A 26,178-nucleotide genomic window follows, 5' to 3' on the forward strand; every position below is an offset into this window, starting at 1 on the left:
CGTTATTAAAATAATTTCAACTCATATACAAGTTCTTCTTGGCGAGTGTCTTCAAACCACTCTTTTCCTAATAACGTAAACCCTAATTTTTCCATAATTCTTATGGATGCTTCGTTTTTTGGATCACATGAGGCTTGAATATATTTTACTTTTTTATGCCTTTTAGCTAATTTGATACAACCTGTGATAGCTTCTGTCGCATAGCCTTTATGCCAATACGATTTTCTGAAATGGGCAATTAATTCAATTCGTTTTACTGATGCATCAATATTAAATCCAGCCGCTCCAATAACTTCATTGTTTTTCTTATCTTTTAAACTATATACCGATAGGCCGTACTCTTTATGACAGTCTTCATACCATTTGACGATTTTAGGAATCTTAACGGAAGCAACTGCTCCTCCACTTCTGGCCATCACTTCCTGATTGCCCCAAATTTCATTCATTTGCTTAATATACTCTTTTTTAAATACAAAGAATGACATTCGTTTCGTTTCATATATGTGCATATGACACCCCTCTTTCTATAACGAATGATAAGAAGAGCCAAAGAGTTGTATTGCTTCCTCGTTGTTCAAAAAAGGTTGTAATGTGATATGAACGGGACGGTTCTTATTGGCGTATTTTTTGTTATATGCTGCAAACTCAAAGGATACGTCTGCAATCATAACGTTTGTACCGTGTTGTTTTCCTTGAAACAACTCACGCCATTCTGCAGCTGTTTCTTCAGGTGACTCTACATTATACTTAATGCCCTTTATTTTTGTATGGATAAGTTGTTGATCTATCATACCTAATGATTTGAATTCTTCATATCTCGTATGGTCATCTTGTTCCCATTGAATAAAAAAAGGAAAAGGCACTTCTCGTTTTGCTTGCAAAAATAGCATCTTCCATCTAATCATTTGCCCATCTGCCCTCATCCGTTCTCCAGGAAAGATCGGATAGGTTTTATATCCCTTTTCATTCAATTCTTGCTTTAACGCTTCAATATTTTCTGTGCGAAAACATACTTGACCTAACCCTTCAAATGTAGATAAATCCTGCACAGCTTGTTGTACTAAAGGGTTATCTGATTGCGTAGCCTTCGCTTTATTTTCTATTGCTAAAAATTCTATATAAGATGAGTTTAAGTACAATAAACTATTATATGTTCCCCATTTTTCATGTCTACCACCCTGAACCGCTTTTATATTCATAACAGATAAATAATCGATAATCTCTTGCGGGTTTCGTTTAATAAAATGAACGATATGATCAAGTTGCATTGAAGGATACCCCTTTCATTAAAAGAAAATTCATCCAACTTTACCTTAGCTAAGATTAGTTTACCATAACTTTTCTACTTATCTATGAATGTTTTTCACACAACTTTTACTTCTTAATTTAATTGTGTGTCCTTTATAAACATTTTACATTTCCTTAACAATTAAAATTTTTATACATTTCTCCTTTTCAAAACAGGGGATAACGTTTACAATAAATAAAAGAATATTCAATCCTTTACCTAGGAGGTATGTATCAAATGAAGATAATGAGTAATGAACAGTTGGTCGTCTCGTATCGTGATGCATTAAAGTCAGGTTCTGAAAAGGAATGGATTCGGATACTTAAAGATGAAATTCAAAAACGGGGATTAAAACCATTTAAAGAGTAAAGCATAAGGCGAGCAAATATTTGCTCGCCTTTTTATTTTTTATCCTTTCGGTGACGCGGAAGATATCCATCTCATTTTAATTATCTTTGCTTTATTTCCTTAGTGGTTTGGATTTCATTATTTTGTAGTATCTGTTTATAGTCCATATCAGAAATAACACCTAGCTTTTTGAACAGTACGGAATATTTCAATATCCTATTTTTCCTTCCTCTCATAGTAATCACTCCTGCTTTTCTATCATAATATGCATTTTATCAATAAAGTTTCCTTCACGCAACATTTTTACATATCTAAAAATCTTTTTATCAAGTGCATATCCCTTACTATTTCCTATAGTGCTTGAATTTATGATTAATAGTGAAGAATACATGATTTTTTTTTAATGCAACAATAAAAGGTGTGAGTAGCATGTTGAAGAATGATATAGGAAAATGTGAATATTATTTGTTACCATCACCAATCTTGTTTTACTGCTAAAGGGCTGTGATTCTTCCTTTTGTGACAGGATCAAAGCTTTGATTTCTTCTCTTATAGAGGGATATTCCCCTTTTACAATACCCCTCGAGATTCAGATGAAGGCTTCAACCAAGGGTGACTTACAACAAAAAGCGAGGAAGTGAACAATAAATCGCTTCACTTCCTCGCTTTAAACCCTTTTGAGTATTAGTTTATTTTTTATTTTAAATTAAGCTTCAAATAATAAAGACTCAGGGTCTTCAATTAATTCTTTCACACGTTTAAGGAATGTTACTGCTTCTTTACCATCAACAATACGGTGGTCATAAGAAAGTGCAACATACATCATTGGGCGGTTTTCCATTCTTTCAGCATCAATAGCTACTGGACGAGTTTGGATAGAATGCATCCCTAGGATACCTACTTGTGGTCCATTAAGGATTGGTGTTGATAATAATGAACCAAACACACCACCATTAGTAATTGTAAATGTTCCACCTTGTAAGTCAGAAATAGCTAGTTTATTATCTCTTGCTTTTTTACCAAGGCCCATAATATCCTTTTCAATTTCTGCAAAGTTTTTACGGTCAGCATCTCTAACAACTGGAACTACTAAACCTTCATCTGTTGAAACAGCGATACCAATGTCATAGAATTTTTTAAGAACTAGTTGGTCGCCGTCAATTTCAGCGTTTAATAACGGGCTACGTTTAAGTGCTGCGACAACCGCTTTTGTGAAGAAAGACATAAACCCAAGTTTAACATCATTTTCTTCTTGGAATTTATCTTTACGTTTTTTACGTAAGTTCATTACATTTGTCATATCAATTTCATTGAATGTTGTTAACATAGCAGATGTTTGTTGAACTTCTACAAGTCTTTTCGCAATTGTTTGACGACGACGGCTCATACGGATGCGTTCTACTGGTTTTTCACTATTGGCATCAGTTGCTGCTGGCTTAGGAGCTGGCTTAGATGCAGCTTGTGGCTGCGCTGCTTGTGTCGCTTGATTTGGATCGTAGTTCGCAACATCTTGTGAACGTACTCTTCCCATAGGATCTGTTGTTGGAACTTCACTTAAATCGATTCCTTTTTCACGCGCCATTTTTCTAGCTGCCGGTGAAGCAATTGTGCGTTGTTTATTATCTTCCGCTGGTTTGGAATCAGCTGGTTTCGCTTCTTCTTTAACCTCTTGAGGTGCTTCCTCTTTTTTCTCTTCTGCTTTAGGAGCAGGAGCTTCTCCACCTTCACTTACAACTGCGATGGTATCCCCTACATTCACAGTGTCTCCTTCTTCTGCTTTTAATTCTGCAAGTACACCACTATATTCAGAAATGATTTCTACATTTACTTTGTCTGTTTCAAGCTCAACAACATAATCACCTTTATTGACTGTATCACCAGGTTGTTTTAGCCACTGAGCGACCGTACCTTCTGTAATTGATTCTGCTAATTCAGGAACTTTAATATCTGCCACAATAATTTCCTCCTTATTACTTACGTGTTAAAGATTCTTCAATAATTCTCTGCTGCTCTTTTTTATGCACGACTGGATCGCCTTCTGCTGTGCTTGAGCGGCGGCGTCTACCGATATAATTTACCTCTACTCCGTCAGGGGCAATATGTTTTAACCTTGGTTCAACAAAATTCCATGCGCCCATATTCTTCGGTTCCTCTTGCACCCAGATCATTTCTTCAAGATTTGGATAACGTTTTACTACTTCCGTAATGTCAGCAAATGGGAACGGATAAATCTCTTCTACACGTACAATATGGAACCACTCTTTATCTTCAATATCTTTTAATTTATCTTCTAAATCAATAGCCATTTTTCCTGATGTGAAAACAATTCTTTTCACTTGCTCTTTTTTCTCACCAAGGCCAGATTGCTCGAGAATCGAGTTAAACTGTCCTTCTGATAAATCTTTAGCAGTTGCAGCAACTGTAGGGTTACGTAAAAGACTCTTAGGTGACATTATGACCAATGGTCTTACTTCTTCCTGATTCAAAATCGCTGCTTGTCTTCTTAAAATATGGAAGTACTGTGCTGCTGAAGAAAGGTTAGCTACTGTCCAATTGTTTTCAGCTGCCAGCTGCAGGAATCTTTCTAATCTTGCACTTGAATGCTCTGGACCTTGTCCTTCATATCCATGTGGAAGAAGCATTACTAGACCAGATTTTTGTCCCCATTTCGCGCGACCAGCAGAAATGAATTGATCAAACATAACTTGTGCAGAGTTCGCAAAGTCACCAAACTGTGCTTCCCAAAGAACTAAAGTTTCTGGAGCTGACACATTATAACCATATTCAAAGCCTAGAACAGCCATTTCTGACAACGGGCTATTATGAACAGCAAATGAAGCTTTAGCTGTTGAGATTTGATGTAAAGGTGAGAACGATTTACCTGTCACTTCATCATGTAACATGATATTTCTATGGGCAAATGTTCCACGCTCTGAATCTTGACCTGTAAGTCTTACCGGCGTTCCATCTGAAATAATTGAAGCGAATGCTAATGTTTCAGCGTGACCCCAATCAATTTTCCCAACCTCTTCTAGTCCATTTTTACGACGTTGTAATATTTTACTTAGCTTTCTAAAGACTTTATATTCTTCCGGCCATTTTAGAAGTTCTTCATTCAATTGCTGTAAAGACTCTAATGGCACAGCAGTTTGAATGCTTGGTATACCATTTTCCACTGTCTCAGGTGGATTTAATTCAGTTGCATCTTCTTGTTTATCCGGCACTTTATCGTAAGCTTGCTGAAGTTTTTCAGCTACTTCCGAATGAATAGCAGTAACCTCTTCTTCTGATAAGTATTGATCTTTTTTTAATTTCTCACCATAAAGCTCTTTAATCGTTGGTCTTTTATGGATAATATTATACATCGCTGGGTTTGTGGTCATCGGCTCGTCCATTTCATTGTGACCAAAGCGGCGATACCCAATTAAGTCAATTAAGAAATCTTTATGGAATTTATCTCTATATTCAATAGCTAATTTAGCGGCATTGATGACTGCTTCGGGATCATCTGCATTTACATGCACGATTGGAACCTCATAGCCTTTGGCTAAATCACTTGCATATCTAGTCGATCTAGAATCATAAGATTCTGTTGTAAAGCCAATCGTGTTATTAGCAATAATATGGATGGAACCACCAGTATTATAGCCATTTAATTGACCAAGATTTAATGTTTCAGCGACAACACCTTGCCCTGGAAAAGCAGCGTCTCCGTGAATAATGATGGAAAGTGCTTCGTCGTAATTAACTTCTGGGAAACCACCAGTAGTACGTTTATCTTGAGCCGCTCTTGTATATCCTTCAACTACAGGACCAACGAACTCTAAATGGCTTGGGTTGTTCGCAAGTGTTAAGTTTGCAACTGTTGTATTTTCAGCCTTGATTTGTTTGTCTAATCCCAGATGGTATTTTACATCGCCTGTCCATCCATAGCTGATACCAATAGAACCTTCAGATGGGACAAGATCTTTGTTTGGCGCATGCTGAAATTCCGCGAATATCATCTCATAAGGCTTACCAAGTACATGAGCAAGCACATTTAAACGTCCGCGGTGTGCCATTCCAATATTTATTGTTTTTGTGCCATTCGCCACTGAACCTGATACAATTTCATCTAACATTGGTACCATCGTATCTAAACCTTCAATAGAGAAGCGTTTTTGACCGACGAAAGTACGGTGTAAGAATTTTTCAAACTCTTCTACTTCCGTTAATCTTTTGTACACTTTCGCTTTTTCAGGTTTTTGCAAGTTAAGTTTAAGGCTATTTGTTTCAACCTTGCGACGAAGCCAATCCTTTTCTTCTAAATTGTCAACATGAGTGAACTCAAATGCTAACGTATCCATATAAGCATTTTTTAAGTATTCAAATGCTTCTAATCCATCTCTTAACGGAATATTCGCATCTGTACATATAAGATGAGCTGGTATTGCACGTAAATCTGCTTCTGTTAATCCATAATTACTTAAATCAAAAATAGCAACATTCTTTTCTTCCCTATTAACTAGGGGATAAATATCAGCAGCTTTATGTCCGTTTGAACGAATAAAATCGGCAAGACGAATAGCTGATAAAGTTTTTTCAATTTGTGCTGGACTTACGCCAGTGCTTTCTGCTCCTAAACTTACAGGAGCTACCCCTGTTTGTTGCAATGGTGAACCATTAACCTCAAAATACTCTCTCATTTCTTGGTCAACTGATTCTGGATTTTCTAAATACATCTCATAAAGCTCGATTACATAGCCAAGGTTAGGACCATAAAAACTTTGTTCTAAAGGTCCGCTACCCTCTGAAGGCTTCTTCATGGAAAATTACCTCCACAACTCTTTTTTAAATATATTTGGATAATTTATTTCCGCCCCATATCCATTCTAGGATAGTAACAATATTATTTCGTATATTAAAATTCCGAATAATGTTAATTTCCAGAGGACGAAATGTTTCCTAAGCCATTTTACCACGTTAAAGGCGCATATACAAAGGGAAAAAAGAGAAAATCACGAAAATACAGCTAATATTTTTAGAAAAAATACTTATATTAAAAAAGTGAATTAATTTAATTCCTATATCACGCCTATTAGTGTAATAAATTGGAAAGATGAACTAACGTCTACAAGTTGATAATCATTCAACTTCTAAACCGTTTGCCTATTTAAGTATATATCAAAAGCCTTATTATTGGTAGAATTGTGCACTAAATATTCAAACTGAATAAAATACTACGAGAGAGGATGTGAACTTATGGATTTAGCTAGAGCGAGGGAACTACTAAAAAGTCAAAACGAATATGAAGTAACTTTCGATGGCGTAAATATCGTCATTGTCGATCTCTATGAATTAACTAAAATGGCAAGGGTGTGCGAAAGAAACAACGTAGATAAGAATCAAGTTGTTCCACTCGCACAATTAATAGAAGAAAATACAATACGTTAACGGTCCGTTTTTTTCGTTAAAATACGGACGATTTTCTCCGAATCTTTATCATATTCAATAAACACATAGAGCCCATATTCTATCTCCTGTTGACGCATCCAAAGTTTAAACTTTTCTATTTCTGTCTCATCCTTTACTTCTTTTCCAAGATGCTGATAATCAACAATATCTGCTGATGGGTATTTTTCCTTTGCGATCATCATCGCTTCTTTACCCCATTTCGCATAAGAAGGTGCATCATAAACGGCAAAGCTTGTTTGAGGGCTTGAAATAAATATATAGCTAAACAACACTATGACAATTGAGAGAAACACTCTTTTCTCCATTTTCTCCTCACCTCTTCACTTTTATTTTTTGATGGAAATATTTATAGTTTTACTATCTTTTCAATGTTTATTCTTTATGAAAGTTTTTTTGGAAAATGGGTTATATAATGAAAGAAAAATTCAAAGCAAAACTTGCTAGTGCAAAAGTAAATATCAATAGATAAAGAAAAGCGGGCAAGTTAATGGTTAAAACTTGCCCGCTTTTCTTTATCTATTGTTCCATTAACCCTTATATCGTAAATGTCAACATAGCCTTTAAAAAATATAAGAAAATGTTCATTATTATTTCATTTGATTAGTTTTAGTTATGATTATTTTAATAAAAGTAATCGTACAACATCTAAAACAAAAAGTGGAAGACATAAAGGCCTATTTTGTTCTCTCAAGTAAATCATCTATTTCAATTATTTCTATTAAATGATGAATATCATCAGTCGGGTTATATACACCGTCTAAAAATTGATCAATATCAAATTTCTTTAACAAGATAACCCTCCTCTTTTTTCATCCGTTTCAAAACCATTCGAAGACTTCACACTTTTTTTGTGGGTACTGTTAGTCAAATACGCAATATCATTTATATTAATATAATAAATAAAGAAGCAACCTTTAAAATTTATTGAACGATACAATATTCATTTTTCAGTTTTTTCTTAAAATAGAGTATTTAAATAATATTATTTTTTCTTTTTACTTTCAGTTTCATGAACATTTTGTGACCAAATTCATCATTTGTTCATGAACATTTTGTGACACCTATCACATTCAATTGTTTTTAACCATTTATGATACTAACATAGGGTTACAGGCGTGATATTCACGTTCAAATAAAACAATAGATTTTTAGAAAGATAGAAAGGGGTACATCAATGAAATTGAAAAGGGCTCTTTTATTGGCTATAGTTGCCATTGCCGCTGTACTTGCTGGGTGTGAACCACTTACTGTTCTAAATCCTAAAGGTCCACAGGCCGAAGTCCAGGCTAACGATATTATGATGTCCATATGGTTAATGTCTGGCATTGTTATTGTAGTTTTTGCAATGCTTGCATATATGCTCATTAAATTTCGTTCATCTAAACAAGGAAAAGATTATGAACCACCTCACATCGAGGGAAATAAATGGGTGGAGGCAGTTTGTGTCGGAATACCTGTACTAATTGTTGCTTATCTATCATTTGTTTCTGTCCAAAGTAACTATAAAGTTGAAGCAACACCACCAGGGTATGAAGATAAGGAGCCATTAGTTGTATATGCATCATCATCTAACTGGAAATGGCACTTCAGCTATCCTGAAGAAGATATTGAAACAGTAAATTACTTATATATACCTACAGATCGAGCACTTGAATTTAAACTTTACTCATTCGGTCCAATTACCAGCTTCTGGATTCCACAACTTGGCGGACAGAAATATGCAATGGCCGATATGGTAACAACATTACATTTAGCTGCTGATCATCCTGGTGAATTCATGGGTAGAAATGCAAACTTCAGCGGAAAAGGTTTTGCTGAAAATACGTTTGATGTAACAGCAATGTCTCCAGTTGAATTTGAGGAATGGGTAGATGAAGTTCATCAAACAGCTGATCCAATTACTGAAGATAAATTTGAAGAGTTACTAGAGCCAGGTCACTTAGGTAAGATGACCTTTACTGGCACTCATTTAGACTTTAGCCCAGCACCTGAAGGGCATGAACATCATCAATCAAATGATGAAGATTCAGAAGAAAATCATGAAAATCATGATGAGCACGAAGGTCACACTGACCACAGTAGCCATTAATTAGATGAAGTGTCTATTGACATCTTCTGAAAGGAGTATACAGGATGGAGTTCTTTGAACGTTTTGCCATACCACATCCAAGTCCAGCTATTTATGCTTCAATGGTAGCAATTGCAATTGTTTCTATTGCCATTGTAGTTGGGATAACATATTTTAAAAAATGGGGTTATTTATGGCGTGAATGGTTAACAACTGTTGACCATAAACGATTAGGTATTATGTATATTATTGCAGCGATCCTCATGCTATTCCGAGGAGGCGCTGACGCAATTATGATGCGTGCGCAATTATCAGCACCTGAGAACAAATTGCTTGATGCACAGCATTATAACGAGATATTCACTACACATGGTGTTGTTATGATTCTCTTCATGGCTATGCCATTTATTATCGGGTTTATGAACTTTGTTGTTCCACTGCAAATTGGGGCTCGCGATGTTGCGTTCCCACGTCTTAATGCACTTAGCTTCTGGTTATTCTTTGCCGGTGCAATGTTATTTAATATCTCTTTCGTTATCGGAGGATCACCAGATGCAGGTTGGACATCTTACTTCCCGTTAGCAGATAATGAATTTAGTACCTCTGTCGGTACGAACTATTATATGATTGCGATACAGATTGCCGGTCTAGGTACATTAGCAACAGGTATCAACTTTATGACGACAATCTTGAAAATGCGTGCTCCAGGCATGACATTAATGAAAATGCCAATGTTTACTTGGTCAGCATTAATTACGAACGTTATTATCGTATTTGCTTTCCCTGTATTAACAGTTGCGCTTGCAATGGGTACATTAGATCGTTTATTCGGTACACATTTCTTTGCATCAACAAATGGCGGTATGGATATGTTATGGGCCAACCTTTTCTGGGTTTGGGGACACCCTGAAGTATATATCTTAATCTTGCCTGCATTCGGTATTTACAGTGAGGTAATCTCTACTTTCGCTAGACGTAACCTATATGGTTATAAATCAATGGTTGCTTCAATGGTAATCATTTCACTATTATCATTCGTTGTATGGGTTCACCACTTCTTTACAATGGGTCAAGGCGCTTTCGTTAACAGTATTTTCTCTATTACAACGATGGCAATAGCAGTACCTACCGGTGTAAAAATATTCAACTGGTTGTTAACACTGTATAAAGGTAAAATCGTGATGACAACGCCAATGCTTTACTCAATGTTGTTTATCCCACTTTTCACACTTGGTGGTGTAACAGGGGTTATGCTTGGTATGTCAGCAGCTGACTATCAATACCATAATACAATGTTCTTAGTTGCTCACTTCCATATGGTAATCATTCCTGGGGTTGTGTTCGCAATGCTAGCTGCCCTTTATTACTACTGGCCAAAAATGTTCGGCTTCATGTTAAATGATCGTCTTGGTAAAATCGGCGCTTGGATTATTGCGATTGGTACATTAGTTGCCTTTATGCCAATGTTCATCTCTGGTTTAGATGGTCAAGCTAGACGTATGTACACTTATTCTGAAGCAAGTGGATTTGGTATTTGGAATATGATTTCTATGGTTGGCGCCCTTATGTTAGCAGCTGGATTTGCGTTAATCGTTTATAATATTTACTATAGTTTCCGTTATGCACCAAGAGATATTGGTTCAGATCCTTGGGATGCACGTACACTTGAATGGGCTACACATACGCCAGTTCCTGAGTATAATTTTGCAACTATGCCTAAGATCGATTCCTATGAAACATTCTGGGATTCAAAGAAAAAAGGCACACCGTTATTCCCAGATAAAATTGAAAAGATTCACATGCCGAACAACAGTGGTATTCCATTCATTATGGGAATTATCTTCTTCATGTGGGGATTCTCGTTCGTCTTTGCAATGTGGATTCCGTTAATTATTTGTACACTAGGTATTTTCGCTTGTATGGCTTATCAATCATTTGAAAATGATCATGGAAGATATATTTCTATTGAAGAAATAGAAGAAACAGAAAAAGAATTGGGAGGTAAAAGATAATGAAGATTGATCACTCTCTCCCTCTTGAGTACAGTACTGATGAAAATCGCTTAAAGATTCTTGGCTTCTGGATTTTCCTCGGTGCGGAAGTTATGTTATTTGCAACATTATTTGCATCTTACTTTATTTTGTCAGGTGGTACAGGTGATGGCCCATCGGGTGCTGAAATTTTTGAAATCACACCTGTATTAATTGAAACACTCGTTCTATTAACAAGTAGTTTCACAATTGGCCTCATGGTTCACGCGATGAGACTTGGTCGCCAAAAAGCAATGATGGGATTCTTTATTGCAACAATCGTACTTGGGGCTATCTTCCTCGGTGTTGAAATTTATGAATTCGTTCATTATGTTCATGTTGGCGCAGGACTACAAACAAGTGCATTTAGTGCAATCCTATTAACCACTTTAGGAACACACGGCGCGCACGTAACTTTCGGGTTATTCTGGGGAACATGTATCCTAATTCAAGTAAAGAAATATGGCTTAACACCAAGAACAACGAATAAGTCATTTATCTTCTCTCTTTACTGGCACTTCCTAGACGTTGTTTGGATCTTCATCTTCAGCTTCGTCTATCTGAAAGGAATGATGTAATGATGAAAGAATTATTCCCGATGAAACAAGTGATGGGATTTATCTTTTCACTCGTGCTAACAGCTGTTGCCCTAATGGTTTACTTCTTTGATATGTCATTTGCAGTTGGAATGACAATCTTACTTGTAACTGCTTTTATTCAAGCAGGGCTACAATTAGTACTATTCATGCATGCTGGTGAATCAGAAGATAAAAACGCCATCTATATTACAATTTACTATGGTGTATTAATTGCAATCTTCACCATTCTTGGTTCCCTACTAACAATGGTTTGGACTTACCAAATTCAATAAATAAAAAAGGAGCGTCCTCTTTCGGGCGCTCCTACTTTGTTTTAATTGATGTTGCTGTTACTTTTGCTAATGTATCTAGTTTAGATTTTCTTCTACCTGTCTTTTCTAATACTTCCTCTGTAGCTACAAAAAAGACGCCCATTAAAAAGACAAAAATGGCTCCCATTACCGTACCAATACCAATACCAGTTAACGTACTGGAAACGTTTCCAAAGAATCCGATCGAAAAGATGATGATTCCGGCAATCAATAATGTACCTCCATAATACTTAACTGCTTTTAACATAGCTTTTGATGTATTCATTTCCATCATCCTCCTTTTCATCCATTATCCACCCTGTTCACAATTATGTCAATATTTTTTCGCGAATTTGACAAAATTATCTCTTTTTTCGGGTTGACTTTTCGATTAATTAGTTATTTTTTATTATATTATGCAAATAATTATAGTTTGATTTTACTTTTAGCCTTATTTTTGACAAAAATAACGGTTTCACCACTTATTTTCTTCACAAATTATGCATTATATTCCTATGTTAACAACGTTTTATACTAAAAATAGCTTTTCTCTCCCTTTATAATGGACATATATTTACATTACCAAAACATGTTTGATATTAATTTTTTTGGGGGTTATAAATTTGTCACATAAAATAAAACGTGCAACTCTCATTCTTATATCACTGTTATTTATGTTAGCTATTTTTATCACCTATTATTTGATGAATAAACCAACCACTCATACAATCCCCTTCTCTCAATTAGAAGCCAATATACAAAATTATTCCCAAGCTGACATTGAAATGAAGGAATATAAAAACGGAAAAATAGAAGTGGTAATAGACGAGAAAAAATTTATTTCTCATATCACACCTAATAGTGATAAAGTTGAAAACCTTGTCGCTACTTATCCAATAGAATATAAATATTCTACGACTAACTCATATAGTATATGGATTATTATTGCTTTCTTATCATTATTAATTGCAACAGTTATTTATTTGTTTAAATCAGGAAAAATGGGTGCAACCAATCAACTAAAACAATCTGTATCTAAAGCGAAACCGCTCCCCTCGACAACATTAAATGATGTTGGAGGCTTGCAACCAGAAATGAAGGATGAATTATTACAAACCATATCATCCTTAAAGTCGCCATCTAAAGCAGTAGAATTAGGGATTAAGCCTCCTAAAGGGATTCTTCTTTATGGCCCTCCTGGCACTGGTAAAACATTGCTTGCACAAGCAATAGCTAAGGAATTAAATGCGCAATTTTACTCTTCAAGTGGTTCTGCTTTTAATGAAATGTTTGTTGGTATTGGTGCTGCAAGGGTACGTTCACTTTTTCAAAATGCCCGCAAGAATCAACCTGCTGTTATTTTTATTGACGAGGTAGATGCTTTAGCAGGCAAAAGAAAGCCTCATGGCGGGGAAGAAAGTGAAAAAACATTAACGGAATTACTCGTTCAATTAGATGGTGGGCTATCAAATGATGGTATTTTATTTATTGCAGCAACGAACAGAAAAGATATGCTAGATGATGCCTTTCTTCGACCAGGCAGAATTGACTTCAGCTTTCATATTCAGTTACCTGATTTGAAAGGAAGAAAAGAAATCATTGATATTCATGCAAAAAATCGACAACTTGCCAGTGATGTCTCAGCTTCACTTACTGTTTTAGCTGAATCAACATCCGGTTTTTCTGGAGCTGATCTCCATTCTCTGTTTGAAACAGCAAGTAGAAAAGCAATACTCAATAATCATAAAGAAATTACAAAAGATGATCTCAATTTTGCATTGGACCGAACTATACTAGGAAATAGCAGCCTACCTTTACAAGATGTAAATATTAAGCGAAGAGTAGCCATCCATGAAGCGGGCCATGCCCTCATTGCAGCTGTGACAAAACCGGGTTCAGTTAGAAAAGCGACCATTATTCCTCGTGGCCAAGCATTGGGTTATGTTGCACCTATTCAAAAAGAACTCCATTTATCTACTTTTAGTGAACTGCTTGATCAAGTGGCAATGATTTTAGGTGGAGGAGTAGCAGAAAGACAACTATTAGGAGAGCATAGTATCGGTGTTAGTGGGGATGTCCAACAAGCAAAGCAACTATTAGAACAGATGGTTGAAAACGGTCTCTTAGAAGATGGATTCACCCTTTCTTTTGAATCAAAGCGTAAAGACGAATTATTACAATCACTTTATTTTCAAGCATTAAAACGAGCAGAGTCCTTACTACTCGAACATAGTAAGGCGCATGCAGACATTGTTCACGCCCTCATGTCTTATGAAACATTAGATGGAGATGTAATTGAACAATTAGTACGAAACAAATGAATATGCCAACACATATAAATGAACACTTTCAACCGCCTGTTGAAAGTGTTCATTTTTTACTTCTTCCCTCTCCTCAACGATTCTATTATTCGACAAAATGAAGCAGGAATATCCAACTAAATGTATAATGTTTATATATGAATATATAACCATGTTAGGAATGATGCTTTTGTATGAATTCATCACAAATATTATACTGCATTTTTTGATTTTAATGATTATACCAATAACAAAAATAATTGTCCCTTCTAAATATCATCATAAAAAGAAAGTTGGCATTTTTTTTGTTTCTATTTTACTTTCCTTAACCTTAACTATTCTTTTTCCAGTGCATCTTTCTAACCATACTGTTTTTGATTTAATGTACATACCCATTTTTATTTGTTTTTTCTATGTTCATAAGTATACCGGCTTATGCTTATTATTTTTCGCTCTTATTTACCGTTTGATTGAAAGCGATACTAGCGATGTATTTCTCATAGTCAATTATCTCGTCCTCGCTTTCATATTTCATTTACTAACAAAATTTTACCAAAAAAGTTCTTTAAGAAAGAAAATATTGATAGGATTATTATTTTATATTCCTATCGCCAGTACTAGAATGATTATATTTTTTAAGAATCAAGAAACGCAATTTTTTATTCAAGCATTATTTCTTGTCTTCGTTTACGCTTTAACATTAATATTGATTATTTATATGATTGAAATGCACCAATCTCATTTATTAATGAGAGAGACGATCCAAGCGGCAGATAAACTCAATGCGATTAGTCAATTAGCTGCATCCATCGCTCATGAAATAAGAAACCCAATGACTACTGTAAAAGGATTTATGCAATTAATGCACGCTGAGCAAAATCTTACTAAGACACAAATACAGTACATCGAAGTCTCTTTAAAAGAACTAGAACGAACCAATCAAATGATTAATGATTTTCTCACTTTATCAAAACCTGCTAATAACACTGTAATAACATTTGATCTTATTCCTAACATTCAAGATGTAACTGAATTTATGAAATCATATGCCCATCTGTCTAATATTCAATTGCAGTGTAAAATAACCCACTACCCCATTTATATAGATGGAAATGCTAATGAGTTAAAACAACTGCTAATTAATTTTATTAAAAATGCTATTGAAGCCATTAATGAAAATGGTACGGTAGAGATTGAGGTTATTTCCTTAAAAAACAAAGTAAAAATTACGGTTCGAGATAATGGGAAAGGAATGTCAAAAGAGGAGTTATCACGAATCGGACAACCGTATTTTTCAACAAAAACAAGGGGAACTGGCCTTGGTTTAATGATTGCCTTTGATATTATTAAAAAAATGAATGGGAAATATGAAATAGAAAGTAATGAGAACGAAGGAACAGCCATTCATTTGTATTTTTCTACATCAGATTCTGTCTAACGATGTCGCATTTCCCTCAATGAAGAAGGAATATGTCACTTCTTGCGCTTGCCTAGGAAATAACAAGAGAATAAAGTCCTTATTTCCTTATGTATTAGAAGTGATAATCGCTTCATCTAAAATTATCACTTCTAATATATCTTTTCATAAGTTAGTTCTTAACTTCTCGGAACCATTCTATTAACGAAGCCATTCACTTCCTTCAATCTGTTCAGATAAAGGAATGATATGAGCCTTTTCTTTCAAATGCTCAATATGTCGATTTAATACGGTAACCATCATTGGTCCCGAAACGCCAACATGCCCTATCGCAATTAGGCGGTTTTCAGTTTTAAGTCTATTCTCCAGTCTCTGAGTTTGTTTTTCAATGTGACTGACGGAATAAGTGTCATCAAAAAAAAGATTGTTCTCTAGATAAGGTAAGTGTAGCTCTTCTGCTATTTCTGGTATGACACTCTTGCCAGTGGTTTTACTATCAAGATAATATAATCCCCTTTCAGCACAAACCTCTAGCACAATTTGCATAATTCTTTTATCTTCAGTGATTTTCGACCCCATATGATGATTCATTCCAACAGCATGTGGTACATTCTCAATTGCGTCCTCTACCCTTTTGCGAATTTCTTCATCACTCAGATCAGCAGTAATCGCTCCTGGACCTAACCAACTTTTTTTCCCTACTTTGGGCTCCATCGGCATATGAACGATTACTTCGTGACCTTTTTCAAATGCTGCATTGGCATCTGCAGTTGTTGAAGGCATAAACGGCATAATCGCAACAGTTAACTTTGCCTGTAAATTAAGAATATCTTCTGTTCCATTCATATGGTTACCTAAATCATCAATCACAATTGATAAAGAAGGCTTCCCCCCTTCATCAACTTGTGCGAAACTGCCTTTACTCATTAATGGAAATAACATGATATGAACTAGCAAGCTTATGAACAATAATCGTTTCATCTCATCACTCCTCAAAGTTAAATTTCCCATAACTTTGAAGAAAATTGCATTTGTTTTTTATAAAGCTGATTTTTTTTCTACTTGCGTGTAGGGCGTTTTTCTATTTCGAACCCACGCTATGATTACAGCAGCAATAAGAACTAAACCTAAATAACCAGTAATCGGATACAGGATACCAACTAAGTTAGTAAATCCAAAGAAACTAGAGACAAAAGATGTCAAACTAATGGCAAGAACTGCCCATTTAAAGTGTTTGCTTTCTCTTTTCACTATCCTTGAAGTAAAGCTATAGATCATTCCAACGGCAGTGTTATAGATCATTCCTAAAAGAATAATTGTCATCAACACACCAATGATTGGAGAGATTTCATTTGCTAAATAGAGCATCGGAATATCGAGTGTTGCCACATCTTCTATTCTTGTGAACATTCCGACATTAATGAGTATTAGCATAAGACCAAGACCCAGACCACCAAGAACTCCGCCCCAACCTGCTTGTTTCGCGTTTTTAGTTGTGCCACCCATAACCGCTAGCATCGCCACTCCACATGTAATGTTATAGGAAACATAAAGTACTGCACCTAGTAACCAATGTGGTGCTGCTGGACTACCTTCTTGAGCTACGAGACTCAATTGTGAGAAGTTTGCATCAGCTGTAAATAGAGCATACGCTGAAATAATCATGACAAGCATGAGAAGAAAAGGAGTGATACTACCGATTATAGTCATGACTCGATTCACGTTTACAAAACAAGTGAACACTGTTAACAGGACCATGATTAAACTTCCTATTTGACTCGCAATACCAAATTGTTGTTCAAATGTTGAACCTGCACCTGCAAACATAATTGTTGCCACACCGAATAAAAAGAAAGTAATAATAAAATCCACTACTCTTCCTATATATTTTCCACAAATATAGTGAACAACATCTTTGTGAGATTCTGTTTGTAGCCTACTACCTATTTGCGTAATATTCATACCGAGAAAAATGAATAAAATCGTAGCGGCTATTGTACCAATAAAACCTAACCAGCCAAAATTAGTGAAAAATTGCAATACCTCTTGTCCAGATGCAAATCCAGCTCCAATGATTGTACCAATATAAGCACCTGCTATTTGAATGATTTTTCTCATAAAACCTCATCCTTATATTGAATTTTCTGATATTTTATCATAATGAAAGCAGCTGCCTATATACACACAGCTGGCTTTCTTATTAGACATTATTGATATGTTTTTTCCATTATTGTATATTTTTCAATGACCGCTAAATCTGGGGCGTAACCTATTCCGTCGTTTTCAGGTACGGTAATATATCCGTCTTCGACAACAACCTCAGGTGTTATGATATCCTTTTCCCAATATCTTGAGGAACCTGCAGTGTCACCAGGCATAATAAAATTGGCTAAAGTGGTTAAAGCAACATTATGAGCTCTTCCAACGCCTGACTCTAACATTCCTCCACACCAAACAGCAATTCCTTGTTCTTGACAATAGTCATGAATTTTCTTTGCTTCTGTTAAGCCGCCTACTCGTCCAATTTTGATGTTAATGATTTTGCAACTACCCAACTCCACAGCTTTTCGTGTATCCTCCAACGAATGGATGCTTTCATCTAGACATATCGGCGTTTTCATTTCAGCTTGAAGTTTAGCATGATCAACAATATCATCCGAAGCTAAAGGTTGCTCAATCATCATTAAATTGAACTCATCTAATTGTTTAAGATGCTGAATATCTGATAAACGATAAGCAGAGTTTGCATCAGCCATTAGTAGAATATCAGGAAACTTCTCTCTCACTTGTCTCATCACATCTATGTCCCAGCCCGGCTTAATTTTTACTTTCATTCTTTTATAGCCTTCATTTACATAGCCCTCAATTAATTGTAGTAAATCTTCTACAGATTTCTGTATGCCGATACTGATACCTACTTCAATCTTCTTCTTTTCTCCACCAAGTGCCTTAGCCAAAGGGATTTGATTTCTTTTTGCATATAGATCCCAAACAGCGCCTTCTATTGTAGACTTGGCCATATTGTTTTTTCTAATAGAAGAAAAGATTTCATTTACTTCATCTGGATGAGTAATTTCCTTATTTAATAATGCTGGAATGAGAAAATCCTCAAGCATATGCCAATTCGTTTTAAAGGTTTCTTCATTATACCAAGGCACCTCAAAAGCAACAGATTCTCCCCAACCAGTATTACCTAATTCATCAGTTGCTTCTAATAAGATAAACTCTTTATCTTGAAAAGATCCAAAGCTAGTGGCAAATGGTGCTTTCATTGTCATTTTTAGATGGCGTAACTTTACTTCCTTTAATTTCATTGATCTCTTCTCCTCACATCTAATAGTAATTTTTGTCTTTTGATAGTGATGATATAGCTTACGTGATTATTTTTTTGGACATCATACGCGGTGTACCCATGCTGAAATAATTGCTGAAAAATTCTTCTTGTCACCTGTCGCCATTCCTTAGCTAGTGAAGGATTATGTTTTTTAATTTCCATAAACTCCGCGGGAATGGGGACAGCAATACTCATTTCATTATAATCAATGGTTTGTAAAGTTTGTTCCATATCGTTTATCGCAGGAAAATCGTTTCGATTCAAAACTTCAAATGGATATATCGGTGTCACATCATAGTTAAGTTGTTGTTTGACATGTGAACTGCTGATTCGCCACTCTATGTTGAAACGATCGCTTGGTAAGCCTTTATTAATTCCATCTACCATTTCACCATAACAATTCACAAGATAATCATTACAAATACCATTTAGTTTTGATAAATTCAAGTAAGCATTCCTGCTTTGTAAAGGATCAAATGTCCAACGAATCAGATTGTATCCCATTTCCTCAGCAGCTTCCCTCTGTGCAACTTTTAGTAGAGCACCAATTCCTTTATCACGATAGCTTTGATGGATACCGAGCATATGAGAACAAAGAAAAGCTTCTCCATTTGCATAACCAGGAAAGCCATAGCTAAACCCAATCAATTCATTTTCATCAAAGGCGCCTAGCATGAGACCACCGTTTTTTATTGCTGTTGCTGTTTGATGAACAGGAATGGGATCCATTCCCCATACGTCTCGCTCTAACTTTTGGATTGTTTCCATCTCTTCTATCGTGGTCAATTTTTTTATCTCTAAGCTAGTGAGCATGGGTTACGCACCTTCTTTTTCTAACGTATTTAAGACGGTTTTGACAAGAATTTCGATACCCGTAAATATCGCTTCATGGTTAAAATTCATTTCAGGATGATGTAAGCCAGGAGATAATCCACAACCAAGTCCGAGCATCGTTGCTTTCAATTCAGGTCTTTTCAAAGTATAAAAATGAAAATCTTCTCCTCCAGATGTGATAATTGGTGGAATCATTTTGTCTTTACCGATTGTATCAACAATTGCCTGACTCATTAATTGCACTGCGTCAGTATCTACTTGTGCAGCAGCAATATCAGCCGTTGTTTTATAATGAATTTCTACCTCGTGAAGAGAAGAAATATGGGCAAATATCGCATCTACTTTAGTTGCTAATTGTTGCATCACTTCATTTGTTTGTGCCCTTAAATCTAAACTGAAATGTGCTTTACCTGGGATAATATTACTTGACTCACCACCGGCTTGGAACTTCGTCATTTTAACTGAATGCGGAACCATAGGATTTAATTTAATCCGATTTAATTCTTGAACAATCGCTGCACCTATTTCAATCGCGCTTTGCCCGAGGTGAGGTCTCGCTCCATGGGCATCTTCACCAATAATTTCTCCAGTAACGAACCGTCCAGCTCCGTGCATAATTGCTGGTGAACATTGACCATCTCTCAACTCTTGAATCGGCCTTAGATGTACACCGTATAAATAGTTCAGATCGTCTATTAATCCCTCTTCAATAAACTTTAATGCACCAGTACCTTTTTCTTCAGCTGGTTGGAATAGAAATTTAACCCTGCCTTTTTTATGAGCATTCAAACGATGTAGTACAAGTAATGTACCAATCGCCATGGTCATATGTGCATCATGCCCACACGAATGATTGGCCTGCATTACTCCATCGACTTCCTGCCACAATGCATCTATATCAGTTCTAACGCCAATGGCATTTTCACCGCTACCTATTTCGGCAACAAGTCCTGTCGTTTTTGGCAAGGTTTGAAACAGGATCCCTTCTTTTTTTAAAACTTCAGCAATAAATGTTGTCGTTTTTGTTTCTTGCCAACTTATTTCCGGATTTTGATGGAGATGATTAAATATGTTTGTTAATTTTGGCTTTAGTGCTTCAAGTTCCTGCAATTCTTTCACCTCTTTAATCTGTTAACTGGACTCAAAATAATCATGGAATACTTTATCGTAGTAATCCTTTTCTTCTTTAAATGACCCTTTATTCTCTGTCATCATTGCCGCAATCAACGCATTCAAGAATGAAAAAAGCACTGGAGTAGAATCAAGTGTAGGTTTCTTTCCTGAAAAAAGTGGAATGAGAATGTCGACATTGTTTTTTAATGGAGATAGTGGCGTATCAGTAATGCCAACTACTTTGGCATTTCTGCTTTTTGCTTGCTTTGTAAAATCAGTCGTGCTTTTCACATAACGATGAAAGCTGATTGAAACCACTACTGAAGTTTCATCCATCGAATGGAGGATTTTCAATAAATCATCGGACTCTGTTCGAATAAGATGGACATCATCCTTCACAAGCCCTAATGTAAATGCTAACCAGCTTGCAGCAGCAAATGATGTTCTTGCACCAATAATATAAATCTTTTGGGCTGATTTTAATTGCTCAATAGTCAAATCAAATTTCGCTTCATCTATTGTCTGAATGGCTTGTGTGATTCGCTCTGCATCCATGTTCATCACTTTTTCAAGAAAATGTGGTTCGCCAACAAATGGTTGCTTCATTTGAATATAAGAATCCAAACTGCTTTTATCATGAAATAATTGCTCACGAACTTCTTTTTGTAATTGAGTATATCCTGATAATCCTATTCGATAACAAAAACGGATGACAGTGGTTTCGCTCACACCTGCTTTTTTACCTAATTCACTTGCAGACAATACGGCTATATCTTGATAATTGTCTAGTAAATAACTTGCTAATTTCTGCTGGGTTTTCGAAAGTTTTTCATAGCTCCCTGTAATAACTTCTTTCAGATTCACCTGAACACCTACCTCAAAATGAAGTCTGTACTTTTTATGCAATATATCAGAAGTGTTAACTTCTTATTTATAGTAAATTATCACAATTTTTCAGTTATTTCAATGCTTTATAGAGAAAAAGTTTCAACTGCCATATATTTCTTTTTTATTTAGAGTAAGTTCTTTATTTTTTATCCAAGCATGGCTAGCTCTCACGTCCGTTACCCTTCCTATAAATTTAACTGCTCAGCATTTTTAAATGCCACCATTGTTTTGGCCAAAATAATCATAAAGTACGAACAGCATTTGTTGCTTATAACATTTCATTGTACTCTTCCATTAAAAAAGCGGACAAATTCCACCATTGAAATTTGTCCGCTTTTCGGCTGCTATGACGATCTTTTCTAGTCTTTTTTATTTTATTGTTTATTTACGATGCATTTTAAATTCAAGAAATAGTTCGTTATAATAAGCAAGCATTTGTTTACCTAGGTTCTCGTATACCTCTAACTTAGCTGTTTGCTCTTCATCTGGATAGAAGCGCTCATCACTCGTTGTTTCCTCATCCATATGAGGAAGAGCTGCTTTATTCGGTGTTGAGTAACCTACATATTCAGCGTTTTGCGCAGCAACTTTCGGATCTAGCATAAAATTAATAAATTGATGAGCCGCTTCTTTATTTTTTGTTGTTTTTGGGATGACCATGTTGTCAAACCAAAGGTTCGATCCTTCTTCAGGAACCATATATTCCAGTGATTCATTTTCCCACATCGCATCTTGGGCAGTTCCAGACCATAAAACAGCAACGGCCGCTTCATTATTTTGCATTAATAATTTAATTTCATCACCAACGATGGCTTTAATATTTGGTGTTAATGTATCCAGTTTATTCTTCGCTTCCAGTAATCTTGCTTTATCTGTTTCGTTTAATGAATACTCGAGACTATTCAATCCAAAACCTATGACCTCTCTCGCTCCATCAACAAGTAATACATCATTTTTCAAGCTTGGATGCCAAAGATCGTCCCATTGTTTAAAATCAATTTCATCACTTACTTTATCAGGATGATAGAGAATACCTACTGTTCCCCAAAAATAAGGAATAGAATATTCATTGTTCTCATCAAAAGCTAAATCAAGAAAACGTGGATCAATATTTTTCAAATTCGGCAGTTGTGCATGATCAATGGGGAGAAGTAAATCCTCCTGTTTCATTTTGTCAATCATGTATTCTGAAGGTACCGCTATATCGTATGAAGTTCCACCTTGTTCGATTTTTGTTAACATGGCTTCATTTGAATCAAAGGTTTCGTATATTACTTTGATACCTGTTTCATCTTCAAATTGGTCTAATAATTCGGGGTCTATATAATCTCCCCAGTTATAAACAGTAATCGTGTTCTCACCTGTATATCCTTGTGCAGTATTTAAGCGGTGAACGATATACAACAAGACAAAAGAAACAATTAATACAAGTGACAAAGCACGTATGAGGTTTTTCATTTTCTAACCCCCATTCGACCTATCTTGCTCGTTTTCTTTGTTATAAAGTAATAACCAACAACTAAAAGCATGGTGAATAAAAATAACAAGGCTGATAAAGCATTAATACTTAGAGATACCCCTTGTCTCGCCAATGCATAAATTTCTACTGAAAGAGTTGAAAATCCATTACCGGTCACAAAAAAGGTGACAGCGAAATCATCCAAAGAATAAGTAAGTGCCATGAAGAAACCAGCAAATATACCAGGTGTAATATAAGGTAATACAACCTTTGTTAACACATCTAATCGACTTGCTCCTAAATCCAGTGCCGCATAAATGATACTCGTACTCATTTCTTCTAACTTAGGTAATACCATTAAGACAACAATTGGTACACTAAAGGCGATATGTGCCAATAAGACGGAAATAAAGCCAAGCTTTATACCAATCATTGTGAAAAAAATGAGAAAAGATGCGCCGATAATAACATCTGGACTAACAATTAAAACATTATTTAACGACAATAAAGTATTTTTTGTTCTTCTTCTTCTTGCATAATAAATGGCCAAAGCGCCAGCTACCCCTAAAACTGTTGATATAGCTGATGAAAGCAGGGCAACAATAATTGTATTTAATACTATAATGAGTAGCCTAGTGTCATTAAATATTTCTTTATACCAATCCAATGTAAACCCTTCAAAGTGATACATGTCACCGCCACTATTGAAAGAATAAAAAATCAGATAAAAAATCGGTGCATATAAAACCATAAAAACAATGATTAAATAAAGAGAGGACCATTTAAATTTCTTCATCTCATTTCGCCTCTCTTTCTTCTACCAGTAAGAAGCATAATGACAACCATAAAGATAATTAAGAAAACAGCAATGGTTGCTCCCATTCCCCAGTCTTGCGTCACGAGAAAATGTTGCTCAATTGCGGTTCCTAATGTAATCACTCGGTTTCCTGCGATTAACCTTGTCAGCATGAACAAAGAGAGGGCAGGGATGAATACGATTTGACATCCTGATTTCACCCCATCTAAAGTCAAAGGGAAAACGACACGAGAAAAGGTTCGCCAGCTTGAAGCACCTAAATCTTTTGAAGCATCAATAAAAGATGGGTTCAGTTCATCTAGTGCATTAAATATTGGTAAAATCATAAACGGTAAAAAGATATAAACAGAAACAAACACAAAACTAAAGTCAGTAAATAAAATTTGCTTCCCACCTACACCCATCACTTCAAGAAATTTATTCGCTGCACCGTATGTGCCAAAAATACCAATAAATGCATAAGCCTTTAATAATAAATTGATCCATGAAGGAACGATAATAAGGAGTAACCATAGTTGTTTATGCTTTGTTTTTGTTAATAAATAAGCAGTTGGATAAGCGATTAATAACGTGAAAAATGTAATTAAAAACGCGTACCAAAAGGAGCTAAGTGTCATTTTTAAATAAACTGGTGTAAAGAATTTTTGGTAGTTCTCTAAGGAAAATTCACCTTCTATATTAAAAAAAGAATAATATACGACTAGGACAATTGGTGTGATAACAAAAAGAGCAATCCATAAAACATAAGGAATTAAATAATAATTACGAGATTTAGCTTTCATAACTTCCCTCTTCATATGCTTCAAGACGCTTATCGAATTCCTCTTCTGTTTCACCAAGACGCATGACGTGTATGTCTTCTGGCTCAAAGTTGAGACCAATTTCACTTCCGACAATTGCTTTTTTTGTCGAGTGAACGAGCCACTCATTGCCATCTTCATCATAACAACTTATCTCATAATGTACGCCTCTAAATAATTGTGAGTCTACTTTCACCTTTAACTTACCTACATTAGGACTAGTAATTTCTAAATCTTCGGGGCGAATGACAATCTCAACCGTTTCATTTGGATTTAAACCGCCATCAACACAATCAAATGTTTTGCCTGTAAACCGAACGACATAATCTTCAACCATTACACCTTCGACAATATTAGATTCACCGATAAAGTCGGCAACAAAACGGTTAATCGGCTCATCATAAATATCATTAGGCGTCCCACTCTGTTCTATTTTACCGTTATTCAGAACAAAAATTTCATCGGACATCGCTAATGCCTCTTCTTGATCGTGTGTCACAAAAATAAAGGTGATGCCTAAATTTCTTTGTAATTCTCGCAATTCATATTGCATTTCTGTTCGCAACTTTAAATCTAGTGCAGATAATGGTTCATCAAGAAGAATAAGCTCAGGTTCATTAACAATCGCTCGCGCAATCGCAACACGTTGCCTTTGCCCACCTGACATCTCTTTTATCTCTCTTTTTTCATATCCTTCTAAGTTTACAAATTTCAAAGCTTCTATTACTTTTTGATTAATCATTTCAGATTTTAATTTTTTTATTCTAAGTCCAAATGCTACGTTTTCAAAGACATTCAAATGAGGAAAAAGTGCATAATCCTGAAAGACAGTATTCACTTGTCTTTTATTTGCAGGTACTTCATTTACCTTTTTATTATTAAAATAAATATTACCTTTTGATGGCGAAATAAATCCGGCAATTAAGCGAAGTATGGTCGTTTTTCCGCATCCAGAAGGACCGAGCAAAGTATAGAATTTCCCACGCTCTATTTCAAATGAAACATCATTTAAGACAGCCGGGTCATTGTCATATTGCTTTGTTACGTTTTCAAAACGAATAATAGTTTGGTCTGACATTTCAATCTCCTTCTTCTATAAGATATTCCTTAGTAATTCTAGATTAAAAAAAACTGATTAT

The 26,178-nt window shown here is 35.5% G+C and carries 24 protein-coding genes; 8 read left to right on the top strand and 16 right to left on the bottom strand.

Annotation, left to right across the window (positions count from 1 at the left end):
• Positions 1–5 precede the first annotated feature (5 nt).
• Positions 6–509 carry a GNAT family N-acetyltransferase gene (locus U9M49_RS05180; RefSeq protein WP_095373132.1) on the bottom strand — a complete coding sequence of 168 codons (504 nt, stop codon included), beginning with the start codon at positions 507–509 and terminating at the stop codon, positions 6–8.
• 15 nt (positions 510–524) lie between these two features.
• Complete coding sequence (locus tag U9M49_RS05185) at positions 525–1,268, bottom strand: VOC family protein (RefSeq protein WP_322909435.1); 744 nt, start codon at positions 1,266–1,268, stop codon at positions 525–527.
• A gap of 257 nt (positions 1,269–1,525) precedes the next feature.
• Here U9M49_RS05185 and sda point away from each other — a divergent pair, with 257 nt between their 5' ends.
• Entirely contained in the window at positions 1,526–1,657 is a 132-nt protein-coding gene (sda, locus tag U9M49_RS05190; RefSeq protein ID WP_095373130.1) for a sporulation histidine kinase inhibitor Sda, read from the top strand.
• Positions 1,658–2,342: 685 nt separating this feature from the next.
• Here sda and odhB read toward each other — a convergent pair.
• Both odhB and U9M49_RS05200 read right to left on the bottom strand, forming a co-directional pair.
• A complete protein-coding gene (odhB, locus tag U9M49_RS05195; protein ID WP_095373129.1) occupies positions 2,343–3,590 on the bottom strand; it encodes a 2-oxoglutarate dehydrogenase complex dihydrolipoyllysine-residue succinyltransferase in 1,248 nt (415 codons plus the stop codon).
• Between the two features lie 16 nt (positions 3,591–3,606).
• Positions 3,607–6,441, bottom strand: coding sequence for a 2-oxoglutarate dehydrogenase E1 component (locus U9M49_RS05200; RefSeq protein ID WP_095373128.1), 2,835 nt, complete (start codon positions 6,439–6,441; stop codon positions 3,607–3,609).
• Between the two features lie 436 nt (positions 6,442–6,877).
• On the opposite strand from U9M49_RS05200, the gene U9M49_RS05205 reads away from it, so the two are divergent.
• The gene (locus U9M49_RS05205; RefSeq protein WP_095373127.1) at positions 6,878–7,069 is read left to right on the top strand and encodes a small, acid-soluble spore protein, H family; all 192 of its coding nucleotides are present in this window, start codon (positions 6,878–6,880) and stop codon (positions 7,067–7,069) included.
• Here U9M49_RS05205 and U9M49_RS05210 read toward each other — a convergent pair.
• On the bottom strand, positions 7,066–7,395 hold the full coding sequence (locus tag U9M49_RS05210) for a DUF3889 domain-containing protein (protein WP_095373126.1): 330 nt from the start codon (positions 7,393–7,395) through the stop codon (positions 7,066–7,068). The genes U9M49_RS05205 and U9M49_RS05210 overlap by 4 nt on opposite strands.
• A gap of 869 nt (positions 7,396–8,264) precedes the next feature.
• Here U9M49_RS05210 and qoxA point away from each other — a divergent pair.
• Genes qoxA through qoxD form a run of 4 tightly spaced genes read left to right on the top strand, consistent with a single transcriptional unit; the run spans position 8,265 to position 12,059 of the window.
• A complete protein-coding gene (gene qoxA / locus U9M49_RS05215) occupies positions 8,265–9,179 on the top strand; it encodes a cytochrome aa3 quinol oxidase subunit II (RefSeq protein WP_095373125.1) in 915 nt (304 codons plus the stop codon).
• 44 nt (positions 9,180–9,223) lie between these two features.
• Positions 9,224–11,170, top strand: a complete 1,947-nt coding sequence (gene qoxB / locus U9M49_RS05220) for a cytochrome aa3 quinol oxidase subunit I (RefSeq protein WP_307313633.1) — start codon at positions 9,224–9,226, stop codon at positions 11,168–11,170.
• Positions 11,170–11,766 (top strand): cytochrome aa3 quinol oxidase subunit III, encoded by a 597-nt coding sequence (qoxC, locus tag U9M49_RS05225; RefSeq protein ID WP_095373124.1) that lies wholly within the window; start codon positions 11,170–11,172, stop codon positions 11,764–11,766. The genes qoxB and qoxC overlap by 1 nt, the downstream gene beginning before the upstream one ends.
• A gap of 2 nt (positions 11,767–11,768) precedes the next feature.
• The gene (gene qoxD / locus U9M49_RS05230) at positions 11,769–12,059 is read left to right on the top strand and encodes a cytochrome aa3 quinol oxidase subunit IV (RefSeq protein WP_095373680.1); all 291 of its coding nucleotides are present in this window, start codon (positions 11,769–11,771) and stop codon (positions 12,057–12,059) included.
• A 31-nt stretch (positions 12,060–12,090) separates the two neighbouring features.
• On the opposite strand, the gene U9M49_RS05235 is transcribed toward qoxD, so the two are convergent.
• A complete protein-coding gene (locus U9M49_RS05235; protein WP_095373123.1) occupies positions 12,091–12,363 on the bottom strand; it encodes a hypothetical protein in 273 nt (90 codons plus the stop codon).
• Positions 12,364–12,700: 337 nt separating this feature from the next.
• Between U9M49_RS05235 and U9M49_RS05240 the strand changes: the two genes are divergently transcribed.
• The gene (locus U9M49_RS05240) at positions 12,701–14,398 is read left to right on the top strand and encodes an AAA family ATPase (protein WP_322909436.1); all 1,698 of its coding nucleotides are present in this window, start codon (positions 12,701–12,703) and stop codon (positions 14,396–14,398) included.
• 559 nt (positions 14,399–14,957) lie between these two features.
• Complete coding sequence (locus tag U9M49_RS05245) at positions 14,958–15,815, top strand: ATP-binding protein (RefSeq protein ID WP_180316964.1); 858 nt, start codon at positions 14,958–14,960, stop codon at positions 15,813–15,815.
• A gap of 180 nt (positions 15,816–15,995) precedes the next feature.
• On the opposite strand, the gene U9M49_RS05250 is transcribed toward U9M49_RS05245, so the two are convergent.
• From U9M49_RS05250 to U9M49_RS05295, 10 genes are all read right to left on the bottom strand, one after another.
• The gene (locus U9M49_RS05250) at positions 15,996–16,775 is read right to left on the bottom strand and encodes a divergent polysaccharide deacetylase family protein (protein ID WP_095373121.1); all 780 of its coding nucleotides are present in this window, start codon (positions 16,773–16,775) and stop codon (positions 15,996–15,998) included.
• Positions 16,776–16,832: 57 nt separating this feature from the next.
• Positions 16,833–17,912 (bottom strand): hypothetical protein, encoded by a 1,080-nt coding sequence (locus U9M49_RS05255; protein ID WP_095373120.1) that lies wholly within the window; start codon positions 17,910–17,912, stop codon positions 16,833–16,835.
• An 89-nt stretch (positions 17,913–18,001) separates the two neighbouring features.
• Positions 18,002–19,108, bottom strand: a complete 1,107-nt coding sequence (gene menC / locus U9M49_RS05260) for an o-succinylbenzoate synthase (RefSeq protein ID WP_095373119.1) — start codon at positions 19,106–19,108, stop codon at positions 18,002–18,004.
• Positions 19,105–19,941, bottom strand: coding sequence for a GNAT family N-acetyltransferase (locus U9M49_RS05265; protein WP_307313626.1), 837 nt, complete (start codon positions 19,939–19,941; stop codon positions 19,105–19,107). Before U9M49_RS05265 ends, menC begins: the two co-directional genes overlap by 4 nt.
• Positions 19,942–19,944: 3 nt before the next feature.
• Entirely contained in the window at positions 19,945–21,081 is a 1,137-nt protein-coding gene (locus tag U9M49_RS05270; RefSeq protein WP_322909437.1) for a M20 peptidase aminoacylase family protein, read from the bottom strand.
• A gap of 12 nt (positions 21,082–21,093) precedes the next feature.
• Positions 21,094–21,939, bottom strand: coding sequence for a MurR/RpiR family transcriptional regulator (locus tag U9M49_RS05275; RefSeq protein ID WP_307313622.1), 846 nt, complete (start codon positions 21,937–21,939; stop codon positions 21,094–21,096).
• Between the two features lie 405 nt (positions 21,940–22,344).
• Positions 22,345–23,421, bottom strand: a complete 1,077-nt coding sequence (locus U9M49_RS05280; RefSeq protein ID WP_307313620.1) for an ABC transporter substrate-binding protein — start codon at positions 23,419–23,421, stop codon at positions 22,345–22,347.
• On the bottom strand, positions 23,418–24,218 hold the full coding sequence (locus tag U9M49_RS05285) for an ABC transporter permease (protein ID WP_095373115.1): 801 nt from the start codon (positions 24,216–24,218) through the stop codon (positions 23,418–23,420). Before U9M49_RS05285 ends, U9M49_RS05280 begins: the two co-directional genes overlap by 4 nt.
• Positions 24,215–25,021, bottom strand: a complete 807-nt coding sequence (locus U9M49_RS05290; protein ID WP_095373114.1) for an ABC transporter permease — start codon at positions 25,019–25,021, stop codon at positions 24,215–24,217. The genes U9M49_RS05285 and U9M49_RS05290 overlap by 4 nt, the downstream gene beginning before the upstream one ends.
• On the bottom strand, positions 25,011–26,117 hold the full coding sequence (locus U9M49_RS05295) for an ABC transporter ATP-binding protein (RefSeq protein WP_095373113.1): 1,107 nt from the start codon (positions 26,115–26,117) through the stop codon (positions 25,011–25,013). The genes U9M49_RS05290 and U9M49_RS05295 overlap by 11 nt, the downstream gene beginning before the upstream one ends.
• Between the last annotated feature and the right edge of the window lie 61 nt (positions 26,118–26,178).

Source organism: Cytobacillus sp. OWB-43 (assembly GCF_034651445.1).
Taxonomy (GTDB): Bacteria; Bacillota; Bacilli; order Bacillales; family Cytobacillaceae; genus Cytobacillus; species Cytobacillus kochii.

What these genes read in the sequence shown, in the direction of transcription:
- qoxD (WP_095373680.1), top strand. Translation starts at nt 11,769, where the DNA reads ATGAAAGAATTATTCCCGATGAAACAAGTGATGGGATTTATCTTTTCA.
- U9M49_RS05295 (WP_095373113.1), bottom strand. Translation starts at nt 26,117, where the DNA reads ATGTCAGACCAAACTATTATTCGTTTTGAAAACGTAACAAAGCAATAT.
- U9M49_RS05250 (WP_095373121.1), bottom strand. Translation starts at nt 16,775, where the DNA reads ATGAAACGATTATTGTTCATAAGCTTGCTAGTTCATATCATGTTATTT.
- sda (WP_095373130.1), top strand. Translation starts at nt 1,526, where the DNA reads ATGAAGATAATGAGTAATGAACAGTTGGTCGTCTCGTATCGTGATGCA.
- U9M49_RS05285 (WP_095373115.1), bottom strand. Translation starts at nt 24,218, where the DNA reads ATGAAGAAATTTAAATGGTCCTCTCTTTATTTAATCATTGTTTTTATG.
- U9M49_RS05210 (WP_095373126.1), bottom strand. Translation starts at nt 7,395, where the DNA reads ATGGAGAAAAGAGTGTTTCTCTCAATTGTCATAGTGTTGTTTAGCTAT.
- U9M49_RS05180 (WP_095373132.1), bottom strand. Translation starts at nt 509, where the DNA reads ATGCACATATATGAAACGAAACGAATGTCATTCTTTGTATTTAAAAAA.
- qoxC (WP_095373124.1), top strand. Translation starts at nt 11,170, where the DNA reads ATGAAGATTGATCACTCTCTCCCTCTTGAGTACAGTACTGATGAAAAT.
- U9M49_RS05255 (WP_095373120.1), bottom strand. Translation starts at nt 17,912, where the DNA reads ATGAGAAAAATCATTCAAATAGCAGGTGCTTATATTGGTACAATCATT.
- menC (WP_095373119.1), bottom strand. Translation starts at nt 19,108, where the DNA reads ATGAAATTAAAGGAAGTAAAGTTACGCCATCTAAAAATGACAATGAAA.
- qoxB (WP_307313633.1), top strand. Translation starts at nt 9,224, where the DNA reads ATGGAGTTCTTTGAACGTTTTGCCATACCACATCCAAGTCCAGCTATT.
- U9M49_RS05185 (WP_322909435.1), bottom strand. Translation starts at nt 1,268, where the DNA reads ATGCAACTTGATCATATCGTTCATTTTATTAAACGAAACCCGCAAGAG.
- U9M49_RS05235 (WP_095373123.1), bottom strand. Translation starts at nt 12,363, where the DNA reads ATGAATACATCAAAAGCTATGTTAAAAGCAGTTAAGTATTATGGAGGT.
- U9M49_RS05265 (WP_307313626.1), bottom strand. Translation starts at nt 19,941, where the DNA reads ATGCTCACTAGCTTAGAGATAAAAAAATTGACCACGATAGAAGAGATG.
- U9M49_RS05290 (WP_095373114.1), bottom strand. Translation starts at nt 25,021, where the DNA reads ATGAAAGCTAAATCTCGTAATTATTATTTAATTCCTTATGTTTTATGG.
- U9M49_RS05200 (WP_095373128.1), bottom strand. Translation starts at nt 6,441, where the DNA reads ATGAAGAAGCCTTCAGAGGGTAGCGGACCTTTAGAACAAAGTTTTTAT.
- U9M49_RS05280 (WP_307313620.1), bottom strand. Translation starts at nt 23,421, where the DNA reads ATGAAAAACCTCATACGTGCTTTGTCACTTGTATTAATTGTTTCTTTT.
- qoxA (WP_095373125.1), top strand. Translation starts at nt 8,265, where the DNA reads ATGAAATTGAAAAGGGCTCTTTTATTGGCTATAGTTGCCATTGCCGCT.
- U9M49_RS05205 (WP_095373127.1), top strand. Translation starts at nt 6,878, where the DNA reads ATGGATTTAGCTAGAGCGAGGGAACTACTAAAAAGTCAAAACGAATAT.